Here is a 23,322-nt window from a genome sequence, read left to right on the forward strand (position 1 = left end):
ATTTCCTATGATGATGATGATGGCTGAATCTATGACTGCCGAAATGCAAGCCTGTATGAAAGCTTGTATGGATTGTCATAAAATGTGCATGGAAACTATGACTTACTGCATGAGCAAGGGCGGTATGCAGATGGACATGAGTATGATGGGTATGATGCGCGACTGCTCAGAAATGTGCATGATGTGCGTGAATATGATGATGGGTGGTTCCGAATTTATGGGACGCACTTGTATGCTGTGTGCGGAAATGTGCGATCGCACTGCTATGGCTTGTGAGCAAATGAGCGATGATCAAATGATGATGGACTGTGCAATGGCTTGTCGCAGATGTGCAGAAGCTTGCAGATCCATGCAAATGATGCCTGCTTAATTCCATAACTTAGCAGAAGTTTCTCTGCAACCTAATATTCAAGCGCTCAGGCTGTTTAGTCTGGGCGTTTGAAGTTTGAAATTGTGGAAATTTCCCCACAGACGCAAGAGTGTTATTTAAATAGCCACGATAATTATCAATTCAGGTTAAATTCTATAATTACGAATTATGTCTGTGGCTAAGGGTAGATGAAACATTTAAAATCCCGTTCCCAAGACTTGCGGGGCTTGTTTGAGAACAATATCACAATTGAATATGTGGCAGAATCCCTGAAAGCTGTACCAGCAGAGGCGGAAGTATTAGAGGTTTTGGGCTGGATGCGATCGCAAGATTTTGATGTTGTTGGTGTGGAAATGGGAGATACTATTACTGGCTATGTTGAACGCTCTAGTTTAATCCAAGTTAAGTCTGGTAAGTGTGGTGACTATCAGCGAGTGTTTCATCCCAAGGAACTGATTGCCATTTCTACACCACTGATGAAGTTACTACCCATTTTGCAACAAATTCCACGTTTGTTTGTCCTCGATTGTAATCAGGTAAGTGGGATTATTACCTATGGGGATTTACAGAAAGCACCAGTGAGAATGTTGTTATTTGGTTTAGTTACTCTACTGGAAATGAATCTACTTAGGTTAGTACGGCTTTATTATCCTCAAGATTCCTGGCAAAAAATTCTTAAACCTGAGCGTTTAGAGGTGGCGCGGAGGTTATGGAAAGAAAGTCAAGAAAGAAATGAAGCTACAGATTTATTAGATTATCTCCAGTTTTGTGATAAGCGAGAATTAGTTTTACATCAACCAGAACTACTGGAACAACTAGAACTAAAATCCAAACGCTCTGGCGAACGGTTTTTAAAATCTGCTGAACAATTACGCAACCGATTAGCTCACGCCCAAAGTTTAGTTAGTGGTTCTTCTTGGACTGATTTAATTTCTTTAGCAGAGGCTATGGAAAAGCTACTAATTCATTGTGAAGAGATAGAGTGAATTAGGGACTATGTAAGATTATATGAAGATATTTTATTTTCATATAAATTTTGGCTGTGGATTTCTATTTTTCAGCCAGCTATCAAGACTTTTCCACTACTTTGAAACCATCAGGCTTTTTCGCTAACGAAGCACTTCCCAGAAAACTAGAAAACGCAATTAGCATCCAACCCAAACATATATGCTTTTTGGTTTGCCAAGTTTGTTTGTTATTGATGGTGGGAATTGGTTGGCTATTTATCTCTAACTGCCAAAAAGTCATTGCACCTATGCCGAACAAAATAGCACTGATGATCGAGGAAATTGTAATAGTTCTAAAAAGCCATGATGCAAAATCATGCTCTTTTGTCAAACGCTTAACTGTGCGGCGATGACGAATAATCCTTAACTCATTTGTATTGAGATTTATTTGAGCCAGTGGGTAGGTAATTTGTTGATTTTTCATCATTTGCTCTCACCTATATGCTCCTCTACGGTATACATTACATCTATATCAGTAGTCACATAGTAAACTTTTGTCAGAAATTAGACTACTTTCTCTAGAAAGAATCAAGAACTAAGCAAAAAGTAGTCCTGGGGAAGTTATTTGAGATGATAAAATATTTTTTATAGTACACAAATACTAAAATATACTGTATTTGACAGTGCTAATTTGAAATTTCAGTTAACTAATTTTTAATTTTCTAGCAAGATACCGTAGGGTGTGTTGAACTGTTTATGACAAAACGCCTGCTAGTGGTTGAATCTCCGGGTAAAGTTAAAAAGCTCAGTCAAATTTTGGGTTCAGAGTGGATTGTGCGTGCATCTTGTGGACACATTCGAGAACTCAGCGATGAAGGTGAGGATTCGTTGGGGTTCAGCATAGATGGTAGTAGTGTGCGATGCAACTATGTACCACGTGACCAACGTTCAAAAGAAACTATCCAGCAGTTAAAGACTACAGCCAAGCAGGTGAGTGAAGTTGTGTTAGCAACTGACCCAGATAGGGAAGGAGAAACTATTGCTTGGCATCTCAAGGAAGTGCTAGGTTTGAGAGAACCGAAACGAGTCGTTTATACAGAGATTACAGCATCGGCGGTACGGAGTGCGATCGCTAATCCTCGCAAACTTGACCTCAATTTAGTAGGGGCGGGGTTGTGTCGAGATTGTCTAGATAAATTGGTAGGGTATAAGGGTAGTCCCCTAGTTTGGGCCTTAAATAATGGGGCGAAAAGTGTGGGGAGGGTGCAAAGTTCTACACTCCACCTGATTTGTCAACGGGAACGAGAAATTCAAACCTTTGTTCCTCAAGATTATTGGAGTGTTTGGGTTGACTATCAAGAAGGGTTTCGGGCTTTTTACAAAGGTGCAGTCAACAATCGTTCAGACTCTCCAGAACAAGAACTTGAGCTTCATGATGATGCGGCGGGAAATAGCACCACTGCAACCGAGTCTACCCGCGTACTGACGGAAGCAGAAGCCAATCGCTTAGTTGGGGAAGCACGCAATCATCCACATAAGATTGTCCAGTATGAGGGGAAAATCGTTAACCGTCAACCACCTCCACCATTTATTACCTCAACTCTCCAACAAGCGGCTGGTTCAAAGTTGAAGTTTGCACCAGACAAGACAATGGTTGTAGCCCAAAAGTTATATGAGGCTGGGTTGATTACATATATGCGGACAGATTCAGTAATGTTGAGTCCAGAGTTTTGTGAGAGTGCGCGTCAATGGCTGGAACAGAATGACCCCCAAAATGTCCCCACCCAGGTTGCTAGACATCGTAGTAGTAAAACAGCACAACAAGCCCATGAAGCGATTCGTCCAACTGATATATTTCGACCTTCTGCCCAGTTGCGAATAGAACTGTCTACAGATGAGTTTAACTTGTATGTGATGATTTGGAAACGGGCGATCGCTTCTCAATGTCGTCCAGCCCAACTGCGGAAAACTGTGGTGATTACCCAGTCTGGACAAATTCTTTGGCAAGCGCGAGGACAAGTAGTAGAGTTTCTCGGTTATACTCGCTACTGGCCTAACCTCAGCAAAGATTCAATTCTACCAGCCTTGCAACAAGGGCAAATGCTAACTCTCGAAAATGCAGGTCATGAGAAGAAACAAACTCAACCCCCACCACGCTACAGTGAACCAAAATTAGTCCAACTCATGGAGCGTAAAGGCATTGGTCGTCCCAGTACCTATTCTCCCACCATTGCCACCCTCAAGAAACGGGGCTATATCGAACTGACAAAAGACAACTTACACCCGACAAATTTAGGGTTAGAAGTTGACGATTTTTTACAAAAAGCCCTACCGGATTTACTAGAGGCAGAGTTTACTGCCAAAATGGAGAATGCCCTGGATGCGATCGCTGAAGGTAAACAAGCTTGGCAGCAATACTTAACCACTTGGAATCAAAATTATTTTGCCCCAGCTTTAGCAAAAGCCAAAACTGTAGTTGTCGATTCCTCCAAGACGACGCAAATTTTTACCGCACGTCAATATGATAAAAGCCGGACTCGTTGTCCTGACTGCAATAATTTTCTCAGCAAAATTCCTAGCACCAAGCTAAAGAAAAAATACTTTCTTAAATGCACTAGCGGTTGTGAAAATACCGTCTTATTTTGGAATGAATTTAATAAAAATTGGCAACCCCCTAGAACGAAAGATGCCAAAATTTCAGAAAAGACAGAAGATACTATTTCTGCACCTTCTGCAACTAAGACTTCTGCAAAGTCTCCAACTAAGTTGACTAAGTACCCCTGCCCAGTTTGTAAACAGCCTTTGGAAGAGTACCACTACAATAAAGATGGACAAAATAAAACAATGCTACGTTGTTCTTCTTCCCCATCTCGCACTGACAAAAAACATAAAGATGTCGCTTATTTCCACACAGCAAAAGGTTGGTGGAGTCCTAAGTTTGGAGAATTATAAATAATTTATTTTGAATTTTGAATTGATTCATCAAACTGAGTCGGTGAAGACTTGTAGATGATTTATAAACCACGTTAGACTAACTTGGTAGCAACAATAAATTTCATGGAAAGCTCCCAAAAAGTAAATCAAGAATTAAACAGCGCAGCAGAAAACACCGAACAGCAGTTACAAGAAGATAACACAGATATTTTTAAAAAATTTAGAGGCGGATTCTTTGTAATATTGGGATACCTGTTATCTCCTTTATGTTGGTGGAATGATTTAGTATTTAATCTGCCCATTGCCTATGGTTTTGGTTATGTATGTAGTTTATTTTCGGCTAATTGGTTGATGCCTGGTTCTATCATCGGTTATTGGATATCAAACGTAGTCGGCATCCTCATGATGCAATTTGGTTCTCAGGATATTTTTCAAAAAGAACCTAAAGAGCGTAATCTCAAAAAAGAATTATTATCTGGACTTATATCTTCAACGGTCTATACTTTAATAATTGTTGCATTAATTCAGTGGAAAATTCTTGATGTTCCCGACTTATTTTCCAACGGTTAGGTATGAGGAATTTTTAGTAAATAGCTAGATGTAAATAATTAGTAAGGACTTTAGTTGTTCTTTTAGGACTGAAGTCCTCACTACGAACCCAATTACTTACCGTAGTAAACCCTAGCGTTACTAAATCCCATATTTCGCAGATAATTGTTCCATTGTTCTGCTTCCGTCCGTTGCACAAAAGGCCCGACGGCTACGTGTGGCCCTAGTGGTTGTCTTCTTTCCGTTACTAAACCATATCTGCTCACAGTTAGCCTAATTCGGTTGGCGATTGAAGAAACCTCTTCTGGTTTCGCGGGAATAGTTACATAATACCTGGAACGTTCACTACCAAAATTGCCCCCACCAGGATAGTTAGGGACTTCACCCGGATAGTTAGGTATTTCTTGTCCACCACCAGCAATTCTGACACCATAAATACCCAATGACTCTAATTCTCTAACTCGTAGTTGGGCATTTGATTGCTGATTAAATACTCCCGACTGAATTACAGAACGACCGTTGTACTGGCGGATGTAAGCACCCGGTTCAATGCGCCTGACTCGTTGCAGAGTCTGGGAATCAGTATTTTCTACATACACAAAATATCGTTGGAAGTTTTGCCCAGGTTGATATTGATATTGGACTGGTTGAGAAGGCTGATAATTCGGTTGATATTGATATTGGTTAAATTCTATTCCCTGTGTTGGGACGTTAGGTGGTGGCGGTAAATTCTCAAATACAGCTTGAGTTAGCAAAACCCTATCACTATTTTTGATTTGTCCTTGGGCTGGACTAATACCAGCAACTAGTGTGAACCAACTGCCTAATAATAAGGGCATTATAGGCAATGCAATATATTTACCCGTTATCTGAATGGACATAGTAGGATTTATGGACTATTGCCTTGAGGCACTAATTAGTAGCACTTTATAGTGATAGCTTAAAGGGAGTATGCTCAGGTGGCAATGGATACATGGAAAAAATATGCAGTTGCTGTGAGCGATGAAAGATATTGTAGATAGGGGAAATTCTTTCTTCTCTATGCTAATTCTTTGTTTTTGGTTGGTTTTGTTGGTACTGAAGTGCTTTACTAATAAGGCTTTGAAGAGAGATATGCTACAATTGATCAGTTAAAAATTTATAAAACTACGGGTAGAAAGTAAAACTGTATAAATTGGTTTAAATACCGTTCAGGAATAGCCATGATTACAGTGCGGTGCTAACTAATCTATTAGATAAACAAGCCAAAATTATTATATAGCGTAGATTTTTAAATTTGGAATTCCGCAAAGCGGTATCTCGCGCAAAATTTAGAAATATGAACAAAGTTGTCGTTGGTCTTTCTGGTGGTGTTGACAGTTCTACAGCCGCCGCTATCCTCCATTATCAGGGCTATGAAGTAATTGGTTTGACCCTTTGGCTAATGAAAGGTAAGGGTCAATGTTGCTCTGAAGGTATGATCGACGCGGGTTATATTTGTGAACAGTTGGGCATTCCCCATGAAGTTGTAGATATGAGGGATGTGTTTCAATCTAATATTGTCGATTTTTTAGTGACTGGTTATAGTGCTGGAATCACACCGTTACCTTGCTCTCAGTGCAATAAAACGGTAAAGTTCGGCCCAATGGTACAATATGCCCGTGAAAAATTAGGATGCGATCGCATCGCTACTGGTCATTATGCCCGTATTAGCTACGATGAAGCAACTGGACGTTACCAATTATTAAGGGCTGTTGACCGCAACAAAGACCAGTCATATTTCCTGTATGATTTGTCTCAAGATTTACTTGCGGCTTCTCTGTTTCCTCTAGGGGAAATGGAAAAAGCAGATACTCGCCGCATCGCCGCCGAACATGGGCTGAAAACCGCCGATAAGCCAGAAAGCCAAGACTTATGCTTAGTGGAAAGTAACGGTTCCATGCGAGCTTTTCTAGATAAATATATCACTCCCAAAAAAGGTGATATTGTCGATACCACAGGCAAAATTTTGGGACAACATGATGGTGTTCATCATTACACAATTGGGCAACGTAAAGGCTTGGGTATCGCGGCGGCTGAACCACTATATGTAGTTGAATTAGATGCGCTGAATAATAAGGTAGTGGTAGGCGATCGCACTAAAGCCACTCAACCAGAATGTACAATTAACCAAGTAAACTGGGTTTCCATTGCTGAACCATCAACCCCAATTCGCGCAGCCGTGCAGATTCGCTATCGTTCCTCCCCCGAACCAGTAACAGTAATTCCTCTGGAAAATTCCCGCGTCCGCCTAGTATTTGATGAACCACAGTTTAGCATTACACCCGGACAAGCGGCGGTGTGGTATGACGGCGACAAAGTATTAGGTGGTGGGATTATTGAACAGTTTAGTTGAACTGCTGAGAATTGATGAAGGGACATGATTCAGCAATGTCCCAAAAACGATTGATTCTTATTCTATTCAGCTAAATTAATCGCCGGATTGCGGCTGAAAAAGCCTCTAGGAGAAAGCTTAAACCCAATTTTATGAACTGGCATTACAGGCCAATCTTCCGGTTTAGGCACATGAGTAATACCCATTGTGTACCACAAAACAATATCTTGAGCCGTCAAAGATTCATCATCAGCAATGTATTGAGGTAAACCCTGTCCTGCTGGCGCTTGATTGGGATAATCACCGCCTGCATATAATTCCCTTGGGTTATATTTAGTCACCCAAACATGGTGTGTGGCAAACTCTGCCTTCTGACGAATTTTTCCACCCTCCACCGGGAAAAAGACTGTGTTACCTCCTGGCATCAGCATATATGCAGGTGCAACTCCTAAACTATTCTTTTTATCTGCACTAGCAATCATCCATTCCCGACTGTGTTTCATATCCAAATCACGCACAGCAGCTTTTTCGGTTTTAAGAGGAGTATCTTCAACTGTTATGGCATTTCCTAGAGGATTATTCTTATCCATTGGCAAACTCTGCACATTCATTTCCATGACAGTATTAGCTTGTCCGTCTACATCCATATCTAGGCGGTAGTTAAAAAAGTGCTGGTGATTTACACCAAAAATGTTTTTGGCTAACAACCTTCCATAGGAATTATCTTCAGCTTGGGTTTGTGCTTCTGTTCCCTTGACTAAGACAATCCCTGTTAAGTCATTCTCTACTTCTAAAGTGCCATCTTGGTGAAAAATCCAGTTGATGGCGTAATCATAATTATCAACTGCGGCAGTTATAGTCATAACTAATTGGCGATCGCGCCGCACATCGTTGCGTTGAGTATTATACTCATAATGTTTCCAAAGTATGCCGTTATCGCGTTCGTAAATACCGACAACCCCAGGCATAAGATAGGGTTCTCCCTCTTCGTTGGCAAACACGGCATCAAGTAAAACCCCATTGTTAGGGATTTCCTTGCCTAACTCCATTGTGCTTGCCAGTAAACCCAGGTTATATTCACCTACATCAAAAGCATTTCTAAACGACCAAGTGGGATCAGGATCACCGTAAGGCACAACCATCTCCGATAGGCTGGCGCGGTATAATACGGGTCTGACGTTTTCGCCGTCGTTGTAAGTTACTTGATACAGTACCAAACCATCACGCGGGTGCATCAAATAACGAAATTTCCAACCTTGCCAGCTAATTTCATTATCCTTGATTTGGAAACTCTTCCCATTGGGTTGCAATATCTGTAAGAGTTTTGGTGATGAAAGCAATTTACCTAAAGACTCTAAATCATAGTTCCAATTTTCCTTGGAGATAGGAACTATCCCCTGGTCGATAAAATTAGTAACTGTACCTTTGTTTAAATTAACCGTTGCTAATACACCTTCAATGGGACTGCCGTAATAATTCCAGCGATCGCCCTGATAAAATAATAAAGTCCGACAAAGACGACTACCGCTTGCTGCTTCTTCCTCGCTCAAAATTCCCGCAGCCCAGCAACTAATTTGAACTTGGTTAAAATCTGTAATTCCCCGCTTTTGCATCGCTTCTTGCCATCGGGTATCAGATTTAACTACCTGCCTTGCTAGTTGATATTCTGAGTTAAAAATTGCAGGTTGCACATTCAGTATCTCTTGCCAGGAAGCTAGTTTTTGCTTTTTTAAGTCAAAAATAGCTTCATAGGTTTTATTTTGCGATCGCTCATATACTACCAAAAAAGCTTTGCGCTCAAATATTTTACCAGGTGTAAAATTCACAACTGCGGTTTTATCCGGTTCTGCCAAAGCAATCAAGGGAAATGCCATGTCAGATAGAGGCTTTTCCTTTTTAATCACAGCCACAGCCGTTTTAATTTCTGCTTCTGTCAATGCTGTTAGGGGATGAGAAATTACTGGCTGTTGAGCCAATACTGTTCCCATTAATCTAAGTGAGATAGCACAGCAGACTATGATAGTAATAGCTAACAAAAAAAATAGCCTTAACTGCTTAATCATTCTGGAAAATCTGGAAATAAATTTATAGTTATTTATTTCCCAAAATCAGATCCAAAACCGAATTAAAGTTAAATCAAATCCCCAACTTCTTGAAGAAGTCGGGGATTTCGTTGTATTACGCAGTAACTAAGCGCCGTAAAGATTCAGCACGACGTTTAGCTGTAGCATTATTGGGTGCAAACTTGAGTGCCTCTTCGTACATTTGTAAAGCCTGAGCATTCAGTTTTTTTCTCTCATAAGCATGACCCAAATTGTTCAGCGCCACGACATAATCCGGTTTAAACTTTAGCGCTTCCTTATACTGACGAATTGCTAAATCATATTGCTCTTGGGCAAAATAAGCATATCCCAAACCATTGTAAATAGGAGCAGTATTTTCTTCTCCTTCTTCCTCTGCTGCTTTGAGAGCCTTTTGAAACAAAGGTATTGCCTGTGTGTATACTTTTTTTTCTGAATAAATACAGGCTAACTCATAATATTCTTGAGCTGTACCCTTGTCTTTACTCAACTTGTTACGCAGTCGTGATAAAGAGCTTTCCCGCTTGCGAGTTTTAAACAGCTGGCGGAACACACTCACAACTGCGAATGCTAGTAAACCCACCAAAACAGAGAGATAAACAACCGCTAGACTGTTGTCCATTGCCTTCAAATCAAATTATTATAGTTGCTTCAATCTCTATTATCAGTCTTTTGGGGAGTTGGGAGTGCTGAGTGAGTAACCAATGACTATTGACTATTGACTAGTTGCCAATATTTAATACGTTCTTTGAGCCAACCTTGAGCGATGTAACGGGCGATCGCTTCGTTAACTTCTCTTCTAAGTTCATCGTACTGCAATCCCTTGGGCATGACTACAGATAAGGGTACTGTTGATAATTTTGTTGGGAGTAGGCGATATTGAGGGTTTTGTTGTACCCAACTACTCAAGACGCTACCATCGGCGGCAAAGGCGGCGATGGTATTATTTTCTAATGCGGCTTGCCCTTCCTGGTAAGAATTAATTCCCACTAACTGGGCGTTGGGGATGTAGTAACGTACTTCGGCAATGGTGCTGGAATTATTGAGGACGGCAATTTTCCGGTTTGCTAAATCACTCAGTTGCTGTACAGCAGCCTCTTTAGTAACTAAATAAGTGCCATCCATGTAATAGGGAACACTGAAACTTACCAAGCGTGAGCGTGATTCGGTTGCTGTCACCCTAGCGATCGCTATATCAACTTGATGATTGAATACTACAGATAGGCGATCACTATTACTTACAGGTTGCAACTTTACAGCGTCTGCTTTACCCAATAAATCAGTTGCTAAACGTTGTGCTAAGTCAATTTCTAAACCTTGAAGCTTGCCGTTAGCATCTTTGAACCCCAATAAAGGCAAGTTATCTTTAACAGCTACAGTTAAATAGCCTCGTCGTTGAATTTCTGGCAGTTCTGCGGCAGATGCAACGAGTCCTGTTGCCAAAATCACCAAGCAGAAAATGCAAATAATAGTGGCGGATAATACCAGATGTAACCGATTAATTATTTGCCATCTGTTACATCCGTTATTCATCCGTTACCACCCTTAACCTTTAGCTTGAATTGCCAACTCAGCCACTTTGCTGAAGCTAGCAGGATCGAGGACTGCTAGTTGTGCCAACATTTTCCGGTTGAGTTGGATGTTGGCTTTTTTCAAGTTACCAATTAGCTGACTGTAGCTCAATCCATGTTGTCTAGAGGCAGCATTGATGCGGGTAATCCACAGGCGGCGGAAATCGCGCTTTTTCTTTTTGCGATCGCGGTAAGCACTGCGGAGTGCCTTCATTACTTGTTGGTTGGCGGTTCTAAACAAAGTGGAGTGAGAACCACGAAAACCTTTAGCTAGTTTGAGAATTTTATTGCGGCGTTTACGAGCAACGTTACCGCGTTTTACGCGAGTCATATCTTAAATTCCTAAAAAACCTACAAATTTACAAATAAGGCAACATCAAACGTACATTTTCTTCGTCGCGTTCGTTGACAATTGCCATCTTGGACAATTTACGCTTTTTGCCAGTGGTCTTGTGTTCTAAAAGGTGGTTTTTGAACGCTTTGCGACGCACGATTTTGCCGCTACCTGTAGCGCGGAATCGCTTTGATGCGGCTTTGCGTGTTTTCAGTTTAGGCATGGATTGGCTCTAATTCGACACAATCCCTCATTATATACTATTAGGTTACTCTGGCTATAGAGTTAGGCAAATTTATCCCGCCACTTTTCTGATAAATAAAAGGTAATGAGCTGATTACCCATTACCCATCATTAAGTTTCCAGAATTAATTTGAGGTGGTTGTTGCAACTAACTAGCTTCTAAAGATGGCGCTGCGAGTTTGTGGCCCAACTACACCATCTACACGTAAACCATTATTAGCTTGAAACTCGCGCACTCGGCGGACTGTCACCTCACCATAATATCCGGTGGGTTCGACACCAAGCGCTCTCTGCACTGCTGATACTGCTGAACCGCGAGAACCAAAACTTAGTGTTACGGGGCCGCCAATCGGTTGTTGACTGCCTCTAAACAAAGCATTACGAGTTTGTGGCCCAACTACACCATCTGTGCGTAAACCATTATTAGCCTGAAACTGGCGTACACGACGAACTGTCACCGCCCCATAATATCCTGTAGGTTGAACACCAAGCGCTCTTTGCACGGCTGAAACAGCTGGGCCGCGAGAACCAAAGCTCAGTGTCACAGTACCGCCAACGCCAGGGCCAGGGTTGATGGGACGACCACCGGATGTTCCACTAACCCATCTAGCAGCTACGTATCTGTTTCTAGACAGGCGAGTAAAACCATTGACACTCCCCATCGTGTTGATTTGAGTCCCGTTAGGGATACAGTCTATAACTCTGGCGTTGGTGCTGGGAGAGGTACGCACATTTAGACAACTACCATTAGTGCGGACATAGGCTCCTAAGGCGGCATTAACTTGGGTCAGTGTTGTAAATAATACCATCAAGCCTGCTACAGACAACCAAGCAGAAGATTTGAATAATTTACCCCAACTAAAATTAAACTTGGGCAGTTCATATTCGAGATATTCAGCTTGACCATTTGCCTCTTTATTGGCAATGACCATAGAGGAATAAGCAATAAATTCCATTGGTAAACACCTTATGTGTAGAAGTTAAAAGATGACAATAAATACTAGATTTGTTTATTTTTGGCTCCTAAATAATCATAAAGTGTTTTCCTTTTTAGTATCAGCAAAAAGTAAAAAAAGTTATAAAAATGATTGTTATCCGATTTTGATTATTGATTAAATTTTAGTTAAAAGTCAGCAAACTATCATTTTTAAACTCACAGTCAGTCTGAAGCTTTTTATTTATTAAAAGTATAAAAGCTATCAGTCCGTAGCTGACTACCATTACGCCAAATTTCCACTTGTTCCGGACTAACCACGTAAGAGAAAGTGCCATTATCTGCTTGATACCTGTTTTGTCCAATGCTCCAAGCTGGTATTTTGACTGGCTCGTTTGGGTTTTGTTTTAACTCACCGATATAAAATAACCGCCCATTTTCATCACAGACTCTCACTAACACATTTGCGGTCTCACCTTCAAGAAGTGTGGAACCAGTGCATTTCGTCTCATTGATAGTGGGTGCAAAAGCTACTGGAATTTGTTGTGAAGGTGAAACTGCCTGTTCTACTAGGGGTTTGGCTACTGGGATGTTGGGAGTAGTGGCTTGAGGAGCTTTGGCAGCATTACTAGCAACAGATTGTGATGGATTTTTGTTGGCTGTTGAAGATGCAAAGAAACTTGTAGGATTAACAGCTACTCGCCCATTTGGATAATATTCAAAGTGTAAATGAGGTGCGGTACTGTTACCTGTAGATCCCATCTCAGCAATTATTTGTCCTTGTTTCACCTGTTGATCTTTGCTAACTAACAAACGGCGATTATGTCCATAGACAGTGGCGCTACCGTTGGGATGTTTAATTTCAATAGCATTGCCTAGTCCCCATTCATCCCATCCGGCTTTGACCACTTTCCCCCCCGCCGCCGCCAAAATTGGCGTTCCTGATGCACCTGCAATATCAATTCCCTCATGTCGATATTGGCGAAAGCCTTGAGAAATATATCCTTGTGTCGGCCAAATCAATTTGCTACTAGTAACAGGACTAGGACTGGGAATGGGAATTGCAATAGGTTTTTTTTGAATTGAAGAATTTCCGACAACCTGAGTCAAGGCACTAGTATTTGTACTGAGTACTGCACTTAAAGAGGCTAAACCAATGCAGCTATAAGTACAACAGCTAAGTAGAGTAATTTTTTTGGCTAGTTTTAAAAGCATAAAAAATTGGTCAGATACTTTATGGATATTCGCTATTTCATTATTGTGCTGAGATTATCAGGAAAGATTTTGGTCAAATTTATAACTTTAATGGATGTCTTACATAAAATAGACGGACATCTTATTCTGAAAGTGTCACGGTAAATTAAATTAGGCAGAAAGAGCTAAAAATCACGCTGAGGAATTGCCAAAAAATAATTGATTGTGCTTCCCTACAGGAGGTTACGCGAATGAGTGTCAGTTGTCAGATGTTTTTGACCCTGGTTTCATAGCTTCTTTGTAGATTTACTAAAGTATTTCTTTATACTAAAAAAAGGTAAATAGCGTAGCAATTTTAAAACATCTTTTGCTACTGACTACTGACAAAAATCTACCCAAAAAGGGATGGAGTTTTTATCCCTCACCTCACCAACTGTGCGGCAGAGTTAAAAAACTGCCGACACAATCCTTTGGTGATAACAACTGTTGTTAGCAAATTGGCGATCGCAACCATGAAAATAATCAAAATCTCATAAGATACAGCGTCAAGGGCGTTAACCCCAGCTAGTAACTGTCCAGTGGTGATTCCTGGTATGGCTACCATACCCACAATCATCATTTGATTCAGGGTAGGAAGTAAGGCGGCTCTAATCGCTTCTTTGCGGTACTGACTAACTGCTTGGGCTGGAGTTGCACCTAAACTCAAATGAGTTTCTATTTCTGTGGGAAAAGTGTTCATTGCACTAACCAGCCGTTCGCCTGCGATCGTCGCAGCATTCATCGCATTACCCAACACTATCCCAGTCAGGGGAATTACATAACGCGGTTCGTACCATCTATCTGGTTGAATGATTAAGAAGGTGGTGTAAAACACTGTCAGGGCAGTACTTATGCAAATTGCTCCCCATACCAAAGGCAAGACATAAGGAATTTTCTGGCTGATCCGATTTCGTGCGACAATCGCCGTAATTGTCAGTATCACCCCTAAAATCGCCAAAACTGCCCAAGGATTGTCTAAAGCAAAGATGAAATCTAAAACATACCCCAAAACCAGTAATTGTAGGATGGTTCTGCCAGTGGCGATCGCTAAATTGAATTCTAGTCCCAGTCTTTCCCAGGCAGATAAACCAATAGCGATCGCCATCAATCCCACCGCCATCACCAAATCCACCAAATCTAACCTAATCAAATTTTCCATCCCTTCTTTACCCCCTAATTAGCCAACAGTCCAAAACTCTTTTGACAAATGACAACTGACCACCACTATGTCAGTTGTCGAACAGGCACTCATAACTTACCACTGCTGTAAGTCTTACCCATAAAATTACTTCAGTAATAATTCTTGTTTAATGCGTATCTAGAACAACAGTCTTTTAAAATTTCTTTCAAGAAAATTTTCCCAGTCAAAATTGACAGTCGGAGTGTATTCTTTGTATCTTCAGACAAAATGAAAACTCATGATCCAAAGCCTAAGTTCTATCCCAGCCTTTGATATCAAGCAGCAATATGCTTCCATAGAATCCGAAGTCAGTACAGCAGTTGTAGAGTTACTGGCTTCTGGGCGTTATATTGGCGGACCCCCAGTGGAAAGCTTTGAGCAACAGTTTGCTGCTTATCATGGCGTGACTGATTGTGTAGCTTGTAATTCTGGTACAGATGCTCTATTTCTCGCTTTACGCGCCTTAGGAATTGGTGCAGGCGATGAAGTAATCACTACACCCTTCACCTTCGTCGCTACAGCTGAAGTTATCAGTTCCGTAGGTGCAAAGCCAGTGTTTGTTGATATAGACGCGACAACCTTTAACCTTGATTTACAGCAAGTAGCGGCGGCGATTACAGCCAAAACCAAAGCGATTATCCCGGTGCATCTATTTGGACAACCTGTGGATATGACGGTGCTAATGGCGATCGCCGAGGCTCACAATGTAGCAGTAATTGAAGACTGCGCTCAGTCTACAGGGGCGAGTTGGGATAGCAAAAAGGTTGGTAGTATCGGACATATTGGCTGTTTTAGCTTCTACCCCACGAAAAATCTAGGTGCTTGTGGTGATGGGGGAGCAATTACCACTAATGATCCTGAAATTGCTGCTAAGGTGCGGATCATCAAGGAACATGGACAGAAACATCGTTATCAATATGAGGAAATCGGTGTTAATAGCCGCTTAGATGCCATCCAAGCAGTGATATTGCAGATTAAACTACGTTATCTCGATCATTGGAATCAGCAAAGACAAGCGATCGCCGCTTATTACCAAAAATTCCTTAGTCAGATTCCAGGTATCATTCCCCCCCAAGAATTAGCAGGTGGCATTAGTGTGTGGAATCAATACACTATTCGCGTTATCACCGAAGGACGGAATGGCGCTAGCGCTACACACCGGGAGGCTGTACGTAGTGGCTTGCAAGAAAAGAAAGTAGGTTCGATGGTTTACTATCCCTACCCTTTACATTTGCAACCAGTTTATCAATATCTCGGTTATCAGCCAGGACAATTACCAGTTGCAGAACAAGCTTGCAATGAGGTTTTATCCTTACCCATGTTTCCTGAACTGACAACCCAACAGCAAGATCAGGTGATTTATGCGTTGAAGGATATTCTTGTGTAAAGAGAGTGAGTAATTCGTAATTAGGAATGGGGAATAGGAAATCTTTTCACTATTCCCCACTCAGCACTCAGCACTCCCTACTCAGCACTTAGCACTCTTGTAGTAGCTGTCAAAGCTTCCACTAAGCCGCGCACAGCAGCAATCATGGCTACTTCACTATTGAGTTGGTTGATGGCAGAACCGACGCCAACACCACAAGCACCACTGGCGATCGCCAGTGGTGCGGTAACGTTAGAAATACCGGAAGCACACAATACTGGTACTGACACCGCACGAGAAATTTCATAAGCTGCTGCCAAGGTGGGAGCAGCTTTTTCAATCAATCCCAGGCTTCCAGAGTGAGTAGGCTGGCTGCTAGTACCACCTTCGGTTTGGATAATATCTGCTCCCGCTTTCACTAGTTCTTCTGCTAGGTGTACCTGTTGATCTAGTTCTAGGATGTGAGGAACAGTCACAGATAAGGTAATTTCTGGTAAGAGAGCGCGAGTTTGCTTAGTCAGCGCCAATACTTCCTCAGCTTCAAATCTGCGTCCTTGAGCGTAAAAAGCATCAAAATTACCGATTTCAATCAAATCTGCACCAGCTTCTACTGCTGAGACAAATTTCTCTGGTTCTACTGCTGACACACAAACTGGTAAATTGATCAATTTTTTAGCTAGCTGAACCAAAGCAGGATCGGCAGCGATATCCACAAAAGTCGCACCACCAAGTTCAGCAGCTTTAACAATAGCTGCAACGCGATCAGCGTCAAAGTTGTTCAAACCGCTAATTACTTTCAGTACACGGCGGTTGGTAAATGCTCGTTGTAGTGTAGAAGGCATTGCCATAATTATTCTGTTGAAGCTACGAAAATTAGGTTTATTCTACCGCCCCTCAGATGATGACAGAACTAATTCATCTAAAAAAAGAGTAGAAGATTATTGTAGCTGAAATATCTGCCATGACCTCCGGTCGGTTGGAAACCATAGCCTCTGGAGTAGCGAGCTTATCGCTCCAGAGTTATTTAGTGTAATTATATTAATATATTTTCCTACTTAAAATATTGCCCATATTCCTAATGCAATCCATTTTTATTCATTAAGTAATTAATCTCTTTCTTTAATTTTAATATTTCTGTATTTTTACATCCTTCTTAGGAATTAAGAATTTAGTTTCATCAACTTGGTTTCCAATTAGTATCTTGATTTATTATTTTTTGATAATCTTTCTTTAACCTTGCTTCTAGTAAATTTAATATAATCTTAATATAAAAAATATAAATTACGTAGTTTTACAGAAGTAAAAAAGTTGCAAGTTTGCTTAAACTTGTGTTTATAGTAATAAATATATTCAACGCGCTGACTTACACTCTCTCATTTAATAATATGAAACGGCGTAATTTAATCAGATATTCATTACTATTTATTGCTGGTTGTAATGCCAAATTAAATGCTGATAATACTAGAGGACAATCAAAAATAATATCACCCAAAAAACTAAGTTTTGCAGTTACTGATGTTGCTGGAATTGAGGATTTAAAACGGGACTTTGGATACTTTTGTAATACATTAGAAGAAGTTTTAAATATAAAAATAGAACTTTATCCTGTAGATAATCCCACAGCAGCAGTACCAGCACTTTTATCAGGGAAAGTAGATATAGTGTTTGCCGGGCCTTCAGAATATCTAATCTTAAATGCTAGAGCAAAAGCCGTCCCCATAATTGCTATTAAGCGTAAAGATTACCATTCCATCTTTGTTGTAAGTGCAGATAATAAAATTGATTCACTGGCACAATTGAAAGGAAAAACAGTTGCTATGCGAAAAATCGGTTCAACCTCTGGTCATCTTGTACCTACAAAGCTTTTATTAGATGCTGGATTAGATCCAACAACTAATGTAAAAATTGTCATGTTAGATGATGATGGAGCATCAGCTTTAAAACAAGGTAAAGTAGATGCTTGGACAGTATCATCTGACAGATATAAAAATGTTATAGAAAGCCAAGGTTTATCTGAAGAAGATTTTAAGGTAATTTTCAAAAGTTCTCTGCTTCCTCATGATATCTTTGTTGCTAGTAATCAATTGACATCTGACTTTATTACTGATATGCGATCGCGCATGATTCAACATCAAGAAAAACTCATTTCCAGTATGTTGACAGCTAAAGAAAACCAAAAATATCGAGGTTCAGAATTAATACCAGCCAAAGATTCTGATTACAATATGATTCGTGAAGTTTATCAGAAAATTGGTCAAGACAATTTTTTAAAACAGTAATAATATTGAATTAATGATAGGTATTAAGCCAAGTAAATTTAGAAAAACTGTTGCTCGGCTCATTTATTGTAGCTATAACTGGAGCATTGCCAGAAAAATTAGTTATGGTTATGCTATTGCCATTAGCACTACCTTAATAGGTACAGCCAGTGGGTCATTAATTGCATATTACTACGAGATAAATGCTTATAAACAATTAAATTTATCTTACGAACAACAATATCTTCTGAAAGATTTAGAAAATGCAGTCAGCAAAGCAAGATTGCATCCTCAAAGATTAGTTCCGATTTTAAACGATTCTATTTGGCTAGAATTGGAAAAAAATAGATTTTTAGAAGATATTCAACAAATTAATCAACAAATTTCAGAAATCAATAGTTTTGTCAAGACTCATCCTCATGATTTAGCCTTAAATTATCAAGAATATGAGAAGTTGTTAAATGGTTATCAATCTATAGTAATTCAATACAGTGATAAAATTAAATCTTTTTGGGATAAAATCGAGTCTATTAATTTACCATTAAATCAATTAGCAATTTTACTACAACAGAAAGATAGTACCAATATTGACATTAGTTTTGAAAAGCTTTCAGACGAATTAATTCTGATGATCAGTCATGCAGAAATACAAAAAAATAAAGCAAAAGATAATTTTATTAACGCTCGAAAATTGCGTTTAAAACTTATTAGTATTGGTATATTGTTATCTACGGCGATCGCCATAGTAGTTGCATTATTAACTAGTAAGTTAATTGCCCGTCCTTTACAAACAGTTACTAACGTTGCTAGAAAAATTACTCAAGAATCAAATTTTAAATTGAGAGCTAATGTTACTAGTAATGACGAAGTAGGAACACTAGCTAAATCCTTAAATCAATTAGTAAATTGGGTAGAAGTTTATACTCAAGAATTAGAACTATCTCGTCAAACTTTAGAAATACGAGTAGAAGAACGAACTCAAGAACTGAAACAAGCTCATCACACTTTAGAAATACGAGTAGAAGAACGAACTCAAGAATTGCAAAAAGCATTACAGGAATTGCAAGAAACTCAAGGACAGTTAATTCAAACTGAAAAAATGTCATCACTTGGTCAAATGGTAGCAGGTATCGCACACGAAATTAATAACCCTGTAAATTTCATTTACGGAAATATTGAATGTGCTGACAATTATATTCAAGATTTACTTCACATCATAAATTTATATCAACAACAATATCCTACACCCCACCATATTATTGCAGAAACAATAGAAGAAATTGATTTTAACTTTGTTAGTCAAGATTTAGTCAATTTACTGTCTTCTATGAAAATAGGCGCTCAACGTATTCGGGAAATTGTCTTATCTTTGCGTAATTTCTCCCGACTAGATGAAGCTGATATCAAAGAAGTCGATATTCATGAAGGGATTGACAATACACTACTAATTTTGAACCACCGACTTAAACTAGGAATTGAATTAATTAAGAACTATGGACATTTACCTATGATTGAATGCTATCCAGCCCAACTTAACCAAGTCTTTATGAATATTATTAATAATGCCATCGATGCGTTATTAGATCACAGCAATAATCAAACTAGTAAAAGTCTTTTTATATCTACTAGAGTAGAGCAAGATTATATTAAAGTTAGTATTTGTGATAATGGCCCAGGAATTCCAAAGGAAATTCGACAAAAGTTATTTGATCCCTTTTTTACAACTAAACCAGTAGGCAAAGGTACAGGCTTAGGTTTGAGCATTTCTTACCAAATTATGGAAAAACACAAAGGTAAAATAGAATTATTCTCAGAACTGAGCCAAGGTACTGAGTTTTTAATCACTTTGCCTATCAGTACAAACATTAGCCATGAATGAGTTTGTATAATAAAACCTTGCTCTAATACAGAATGTATGTTAAGATTATAAATCGTGTGGTTAAGGACGTATAGCTCAGTTGGTTAGAGCGCTACGTTGACATCGTAGAGGTCACTGGTTCGAATCCAGTTACGTCCATTGAATGTTGTACAGTGACTAATTATTTGTTTGTGATTTAAAGTTTGAGTTTGCCGCAACGGCAAAGCTATGCTTGAAAACAGTAACGGCAAAATCATGCCTGAAAAACTTTGAAAAAGATCAATGTGAATTATCAACCATCTCTATTCGTCCTGAAAGTTCATAAGCTACTTAAAATAGATTGAACTGTTTTCTTATAGAATAGTCGAACCTTCTTATAACGAAAATAGCCGGGGTTACGAATCAGCTCACACACACGAGACTCAGTTGGATATTCTCCTGATTGATGAAGTGAGACAATAGCTTCTATAATTTCTTGACAACACTGCTCAATAGCAGCTAAGTGACACATACCCATATAATTGCGACGTTTAACGACAATTTGATGGGATAATAAGGGAAAATGTCTTGAAATAACTCGTCTATTAATTTTTAACTGTTTGGCTATCTCTGCAATGGTTGGTAATGGATCTCTTGCTTGAGATAAAATGCTGGTCAAGGTATTTTCAATATGATCCAAGTCCAGTATTTTGGGATATGAACGCATATTCTTAGAATATTTCATGTCAAACTTGAGATTTTGACAATGGGTTGTTGATAGATTGAAATCTTGTGTCAAGAACTGAGATAAAGATATTTGAAGACTATAACAGATTTGCAGTAAAGCAAATAAAGAGGGACGAGTTTTACCTGAATACCAACCCCAGAAAGTATTTTTAGGGATTTTGTGCATTGCAGCAAAAGCAGCTATATTGTCTTCACTAACTTTATGCACTACATGGGTGAAAGATTTTGGTATAAGCTCTTGAGTAAGTGCAGAAGATAACTGATTTGCATTGGTAAGAAATTCTCCCAAATTTTCGACTACCCATCTCTCCTGAGTAACTACTGAATTTTTAGAATATCCTCCTAACCACTGAAAACATTGGCAACAATAGCCTAACGTGGATTTCCAGTTTAACCAAAGTAATTGACTATGACAATGAGGGCAATTTTGCACAAGAGTATGTTGATGTACTAAACAAATCTTGACATCATTGAGTGACCATAGTAATGGCTCATAAATAATTTGTTTATTTTGTTTCCAGTGTTGGTAACATATTGGACACCAAGCTTTATGAGAACGTAATAAGCCTTTTGTAACTAAAATGTTTGAGAAGGGTATCAATGTTAAAAACTCTAGCTGATTGTGCAAAGTTAATTTATTAAGAACCTCAACAAAATCAGTAGCCATTATCCCATATCCATTTAAGGCATGAGAACGGTTAAAAAATGGTTTTAATCCTCTACTATTAGAATTTTTAATAAAGGTTTGCTGTAAGAGTGGATTAACTATTCTTGATAGTAATGTATTGACAACAACTCCATGAGAATGAGCTAACCGTGTCACATAGCTGGTTAAACTCTCAACCATAGGAGTCCCTATACCAATCGGTTCCAAATGATGTAAACGACTTCGCTCAAGCATTGGAAATTTCTCTGGACTCCATAGCTCATTCTCAAAGTAGGGTTGAATTGGGATTATGTCAATGTCCATGAAGATAATTTTTTGTTAAATAACCTAAACTTTTTAATAAAGATTATACTTTGATGACCTGAGCTTTCGGCTTAATTTACAATGTATTATTATAGTTAAATCATTGGTAATTCTTTCAAACTTTAGTATCAAATTTTCTAAAAATTCTTAACCGTGATAGCTACAAGTATAAACAGCGAAGATTACCTAGACCTAACCTTTAAACTTAGAGGCGCACCGATTCCTCTTGACAACGGTTATATTACCTATGCTGCTTTATCCCGTACTTGTCCTCCACTACATGAACTAAAAAATATTGGTATTCATCCAATTGCTGGAATACCAACAAGGAACAATTTGCTTGAACTCACTGCTCAATCTCGTCTAAAAATTCGGATTCATCATCAACAAATTCCTTTAATTTATCCTTATTTAGCGGGTCAAGCTTTTCATATAGGTCAAAATTCTTATCAACTAGATATTCCCGACTACAAACCGTTAATTTCTTCAGAAAGTGTCTATTCCAGATTAGTGATAATTAAAGGGTTTCAAGACACTACTAACTTTATTGAAGCTGTTCAACGCCAACTGGATAATATAGGAATACAAGGGAAAATTGAACTTCTTACCCGACAAGATGGAACACCTCAAAAAAGACAATTAACCATCAATAAAGAAGGGAAACAGTTTGAAATTAGAGGATTTGGCGTAAAAATCAGCGAACTCAACCCAGAAGATTCCTTAACTTTGCAAGAACAGGGAATTGGCGGGAAACGAAAGATGATGTGTGGAATATTTGTCCCAGCAACTCGCAGCAAGGAAGAAGAGGAAACCTAATCATGGTTGCTACCCAACCCAAAATTTCCCTATCTCTCGATGCTGCGGATACGACAATAATGCACCGCGTGGGAATAACGGGACTTTACATGACTTTAAAGCGATTAGAAAAGCAATATCCCTCATCTCATCAACGGGCAGGGCATATATCATGGTTTTTGACTGCTGATACTATTGAATTATTCTGGCAAGGAAGTGATTTCGTCGCCCTATCTTGGTTAATTAAGGAGTCTTTTCAACTAGATGATACAGGTTTAATTCATTTAGCAGGATTAGACAATAATGCAATAGATTTAACTCAGAAAATCTACATTCATGAGGGAATGTGTGCCGTTTTCTTACGTCTTAATAAATTTTACCAAACAGGAAAGCTAGTTAACACTGAACTAACGGTTGAAGAAAAGAAAGTCGAGTATCAATATAAATCCTTAACTTGGTACGCACATCAAACCTTTGCAGAGAAGTTATGTGATACAGATACCGAACAACTCATACCAGTTTAATATGAAGGTGCATATAATAGAGGAAACAAACTCGATAAATTAAAATAACCATGAGCCGCACTTTTAAGATTGAAATCGCAGAGAGCGAAGAAGAAC

22 protein-coding genes and 1 tRNA gene are annotated in these 23,322 nt (G+C 39.2%); 11 read left to right on the top strand and 12 right to left on the bottom strand.

Annotation, left to right across the window (positions count from 1 at the left end):
• Positions 1 to 7 precede the first annotated feature (7 nt).
• On the top strand, positions 8 to 370 hold the full coding sequence (locus H6G18_RS17810) for a four-helix bundle copper-binding protein (RefSeq protein WP_190408433.1): 363 nt from the start codon (positions 8 to 10) through the stop codon (positions 368 to 370).
• Between the two features lie 188 nt (positions 371 to 558).
• Positions 559 to 1,356, top strand: coding sequence for a hypothetical protein (locus tag H6G18_RS17815; RefSeq protein ID WP_190408434.1), 798 nt, complete (start codon positions 559 to 561; stop codon positions 1,354 to 1,356).
• A gap of 82 nt (positions 1,357 to 1,438) precedes the next feature.
• Here the strand turns inward: H6G18_RS17815 and H6G18_RS17820 are convergent, their stop codons facing one another.
• Entirely contained in the window at positions 1,439 to 1,804 is a 366-nt protein-coding gene (locus tag H6G18_RS17820) for a hypothetical protein (RefSeq protein ID WP_190408435.1), read from the bottom strand.
• Positions 1,805 to 2,073: 269 nt separating this feature from the next.
• On the opposite strand from H6G18_RS17820, the gene topA reads away from it, so the two are divergent.
• Together topA and H6G18_RS17830 are read left to right on the top strand one after the other, a co-directional pair.
• Entirely contained in the window at positions 2,074 to 4,269 is a 2,196-nt protein-coding gene (gene topA, locus H6G18_RS17825) for a type I DNA topoisomerase (RefSeq protein WP_190408436.1), read from the top strand.
• Between the two features lie 105 nt (positions 4,270 to 4,374).
• A complete protein-coding gene (locus tag H6G18_RS17830; RefSeq protein ID WP_190408437.1) occupies positions 4,375 to 4,821 on the top strand; it encodes a hypothetical protein in 447 nt (148 codons plus the stop codon).
• A gap of 92 nt (positions 4,822 to 4,913) precedes the next feature.
• On the opposite strand, the gene H6G18_RS17835 is transcribed toward H6G18_RS17830, so the two are convergent.
• The gene (locus H6G18_RS17835; protein WP_242040389.1) at positions 4,914 to 5,639 is read right to left on the bottom strand and encodes a hypothetical protein; all 726 of its coding nucleotides are present in this window, start codon (positions 5,637 to 5,639) and stop codon (positions 4,914 to 4,916) included.
• 479 nt (positions 5,640 to 6,118) lie between these two features.
• Between H6G18_RS17835 and mnmA the strand changes: the two genes are divergently transcribed.
• On the top strand, positions 6,119 to 7,174 hold the full coding sequence (gene mnmA, locus H6G18_RS17840; protein WP_190408439.1) for a tRNA 2-thiouridine(34) synthase MnmA: 1,056 nt from the start codon (positions 6,119 to 6,121) through the stop codon (positions 7,172 to 7,174).
• Positions 7,175 to 7,236: 62 nt separating this feature from the next.
• On the opposite strand, the gene H6G18_RS17845 is transcribed toward mnmA, so the two are convergent.
• From H6G18_RS17845 to H6G18_RS17880, 8 genes are all read right to left on the bottom strand, one after another.
• A complete protein-coding gene (locus tag H6G18_RS17845; protein ID WP_190408440.1) occupies positions 7,237 to 9,216 on the bottom strand; it encodes a primary-amine oxidase in 1,980 nt (659 codons plus the stop codon).
• 115 nt (positions 9,217 to 9,331) lie between these two features.
• Positions 9,332 to 9,856, bottom strand: coding sequence for a tetratricopeptide repeat protein (locus H6G18_RS17850; protein WP_190408441.1), 525 nt, complete (start codon positions 9,854 to 9,856; stop codon positions 9,332 to 9,334).
• A gap of 86 nt (positions 9,857 to 9,942) precedes the next feature.
• Positions 9,943 to 10,767 (bottom strand): transporter substrate-binding domain-containing protein, encoded by an 825-nt coding sequence (locus H6G18_RS17855; protein WP_190408442.1) that lies wholly within the window; start codon positions 10,765 to 10,767, stop codon positions 9,943 to 9,945.
• Positions 10,768 to 10,779: 12 nt separating this feature from the next.
• Positions 10,780 to 11,136 carry a 50S ribosomal protein L20 gene (gene rplT, locus H6G18_RS17860; protein ID WP_190408443.1) on the bottom strand — a complete coding sequence of 119 codons (357 nt, stop codon included), beginning with the start codon at positions 11,134 to 11,136 and terminating at the stop codon, positions 10,780 to 10,782.
• 28 nt (positions 11,137 to 11,164) lie between these two features.
• The gene (gene rpmI / locus H6G18_RS17865) at positions 11,165 to 11,362 is read right to left on the bottom strand and encodes a 50S ribosomal protein L35 (protein WP_190408444.1); all 198 of its coding nucleotides are present in this window, start codon (positions 11,360 to 11,362) and stop codon (positions 11,165 to 11,167) included.
• Positions 11,363 to 11,534: 172 nt separating this feature from the next.
• Positions 11,535 to 12,338: a peptidoglycan-binding protein gene (locus tag H6G18_RS17870; RefSeq protein WP_190408445.1), complete on the bottom strand. Its 804-nt coding sequence runs from the start codon at positions 12,336 to 12,338 to the stop codon at positions 11,535 to 11,537.
• A 218-nt stretch (positions 12,339 to 12,556) separates the two neighbouring features.
• Positions 12,557 to 13,531, bottom strand: coding sequence for a peptidoglycan DD-metalloendopeptidase family protein (locus H6G18_RS17875; RefSeq protein WP_190408446.1), 975 nt, complete (start codon positions 13,529 to 13,531; stop codon positions 12,557 to 12,559).
• A gap of 400 nt (positions 13,532 to 13,931) precedes the next feature.
• Entirely contained in the window at positions 13,932 to 14,708 is a 777-nt protein-coding gene (locus H6G18_RS17880; protein ID WP_190408447.1) for an ABC transporter permease, read from the bottom strand.
• 259 nt (positions 14,709 to 14,967) lie between these two features.
• Between H6G18_RS17880 and H6G18_RS17885 the strand changes: the two genes are divergently transcribed.
• Positions 14,968 to 16,116, top strand: a complete 1,149-nt coding sequence (locus H6G18_RS17885; protein ID WP_190408448.1) for a DegT/DnrJ/EryC1/StrS family aminotransferase — start codon at positions 14,968 to 14,970, stop codon at positions 16,114 to 16,116.
• Between the two features lie 77 nt (positions 16,117 to 16,193).
• Here the strand turns inward: H6G18_RS17885 and H6G18_RS17890 are convergent, their stop codons facing one another.
• A complete protein-coding gene (locus H6G18_RS17890; RefSeq protein ID WP_190408449.1) occupies positions 16,194 to 16,943 on the bottom strand; it encodes a DUF561 domain-containing protein in 750 nt (249 codons plus the stop codon).
• A 537-nt stretch (positions 16,944 to 17,480) separates the two neighbouring features.
• Between H6G18_RS17890 and phnD the strand changes: the two genes are divergently transcribed.
• The 3 genes from phnD to H6G18_RS17905 all read left to right on the top strand — a co-directional run bounded on the left by phnD (position 17,481) and on the right by H6G18_RS17905 (position 20,370).
• Positions 17,481 to 18,374, top strand: coding sequence for a phosphate/phosphite/phosphonate ABC transporter substrate-binding protein (gene phnD, locus H6G18_RS17895; protein ID WP_190408450.1), 894 nt, complete (start codon positions 17,481 to 17,483; stop codon positions 18,372 to 18,374).
• A 13-nt stretch (positions 18,375 to 18,387) separates the two neighbouring features.
• Positions 18,388 to 20,232 carry a sensor histidine kinase gene (locus tag H6G18_RS17900; protein WP_190408451.1) on the top strand — a complete coding sequence of 615 codons (1,845 nt, stop codon included), beginning with the start codon at positions 18,388 to 18,390 and terminating at the stop codon, positions 20,230 to 20,232.
• A gap of 64 nt (positions 20,233 to 20,296) precedes the next feature.
• A tRNA-Val gene (locus H6G18_RS17905) sits at positions 20,297 to 20,370 on the top strand.
• Between the two features lie 160 nt (positions 20,371 to 20,530).
• Here H6G18_RS17905 and H6G18_RS17910 read toward each other — a convergent pair.
• Positions 20,531 to 21,838 carry a TniQ family protein gene (locus tag H6G18_RS17910; RefSeq protein WP_190408452.1) on the bottom strand — a complete coding sequence of 436 codons (1,308 nt, stop codon included), beginning with the start codon at positions 21,836 to 21,838 and terminating at the stop codon, positions 20,531 to 20,533.
• 222 nt (positions 21,839 to 22,060) lie between these two features.
• Between H6G18_RS17910 and cas6 the strand changes: the two genes are divergently transcribed.
• Complete coding sequence (cas6, locus tag H6G18_RS17915) at positions 22,061 to 22,723, top strand: type I-MYXAN CRISPR-associated protein Cas6/Cmx6 (protein ID WP_190408453.1); 663 nt, start codon at positions 22,061 to 22,063, stop codon at positions 22,721 to 22,723.
• 2 nt (positions 22,724 to 22,725) lie between these two features.
• Entirely contained in the window at positions 22,726 to 23,226 is a 501-nt protein-coding gene (gene cas8a1, locus H6G18_RS17920; RefSeq protein ID WP_242040391.1) for a type I-MYXAN CRISPR-associated Cas8a1/Cmx1, read from the top strand.
• Positions 23,227 to 23,322: the final 96 nt, after the last annotated feature.

The organism is Anabaena subtropica FACHB-260 (assembly GCF_014697105.1).
In the GTDB taxonomy this organism is placed as follows: domain Bacteria; phylum Cyanobacteriota; class Cyanobacteriia; order Cyanobacteriales; family Nostocaceae; genus Trichormus; species Trichormus subtropicus.